This window comes from Hydrogenivirga sp. 128-5-R1-1 (genome assembly GCF_000171895.1).
In genome coordinates this window covers 1-1,528 of the sequence record NZ_ABHJ01000327.1, presented here as the reverse complement: position 1 = coordinate 1,528, position 1,528 = coordinate 1, and the positions used below count along the sequence as shown (strand labels likewise).

Sequence of the window (1,528 nt, the reverse complement as noted above, 5' to 3'; positions counted from 1 at the left end):
TGTATACTACCACTTATGAAAATAGGAGAAATTTAAAGCAAATAAATACGAGTATATCCTTTGAGTTTTCCCTCCTAAAGATGAAAAAGGAGAAAAACAGCTTTTTGAAACTATAAAGAAACTACAGCTTTTAAAACCTACATTTGTGTCTGTCACTTATGGGGCAGGTGGGTCAACAAGAGATAGAACAAGAAATATTGTGAAAAAAATTCACGAAGAAACATCACTTACAGTAATGGCACATCTTACCTGTATAGGTCATACAAAAAAAGAACTGTTAGATATATTAGAGGACTATAAAAATATTGGTATTCAAAATATTTTAGCTTTAAGGGGTGATATACCTGCAGGACAGGAAGATTTCATTTTCCCAAAAGATGGATGTAAATATGCAAATGAGCTTGTAAGTCTAATAAGAGAAAATTTTGGAGATTGGTTCAGCATAGGAGTTGCTGCATATCCTGAAGGACATCCTGAAAGTCCTAATTTAGAAAGAGATATTTATTACTTTAAGAAAAAAGTTGAAGCTGGAGCAGATTTTGCTATAACTCAGATGTTTTTTGACAATAAATATTTTTATGACTATTTAGACCTTTGTCAAAAGGAAGGAATAAATATACCAATTATTCCAGGGATAATGCCAATTACCAATTTTAAACAGATTAGAAAATTTGCTTTAATGTGCGGTGCGACTATACCTGAATATCTTGTTAAAAAACTAGAAAAATATCAAGATATTCCTGAAGAAGTTGAAAAAATAGGTATAGAGTATGCTGTTGAGCAGTGTGAAGATTTATTAAAACACAACGTAAAAGGACTTCATTTTTATACTCTTAATAAATCAAAGGCAACACTTCAAATATATAACAAAATTAAACATCTAATAAAATAGGGGTAAAACCCCTAAAATTTTAAGAAACTAAAATTCTAAATGTTATTGTTGATTCTAAGTACCCAATAATTCCACTTAATATTAGATAAAAAATTACAACTAATATAATAAATTGGAAGCTTTTGGATCCTTCAGATGGAAGTTTTAAAACTTTCTCTGCTGCGATAAAGACTAAATAAAATGTATAAAAAGAAGCTAAAAATAATATAAACATTGAAAGAGGAGAATTTACAGCATAAAAAACTCCTGCAGCCCATTGAGGAATTAAGGCAAAAATGGAAACTGTAAACGCTTTAGTTATATCTTTTTCCCCACCAAAAGCTCCGGCTAAAAACATTATTATTCCAGCAAGTACTACAGGCTTGAAAAGTTCAAAGCCGTAAGTTGTCAACATTACAAGTATTTCTTTGGTTAAATCGTTATCTTGAAGCGTTTTTAAAAGTGCTTTCATATACTCTATAGTTTGTGGATTTTGCTGGGAATCTTTTTCTGCCATTTGCAAGAAATCTTGTATACCTTGAACATAAACATTTTTAAATAAAGTAAATCCAACAAAATGACTTACAGCAGGAATAAATGCAAAAATAAGAGCAAACTTGAAATAAAGTTCCTTAATAGTAAATTTTTCATTTGATA

2 protein-coding genes are annotated in these 1,528 nt (G+C 29.7%); one reads left to right on the top strand and one right to left on the bottom strand.

The window, feature by feature from the left end; genetic code table 11:
* Window positions 1-112 precede the first annotated feature (112 nt).
* On the top strand, window positions 113-892 hold the full coding sequence (gene metF, locus HG1285_RS18480) for a methylenetetrahydrofolate reductase [NAD(P)H] (RefSeq protein WP_157560732.1): 780 nt from the start codon (window positions 113-115) through the stop codon (window positions 890-892).
* 19 nt (window positions 893-911) lie between these two features.
* Here the strand turns inward: metF and HG1285_RS01930 are convergent.
* Window positions 912-1,528, bottom strand: a 617-nt coding sequence (locus tag HG1285_RS01930; protein ID WP_008289263.1) for a Yip1 family protein, incomplete at its 5' end; no start/stop codon positions are given.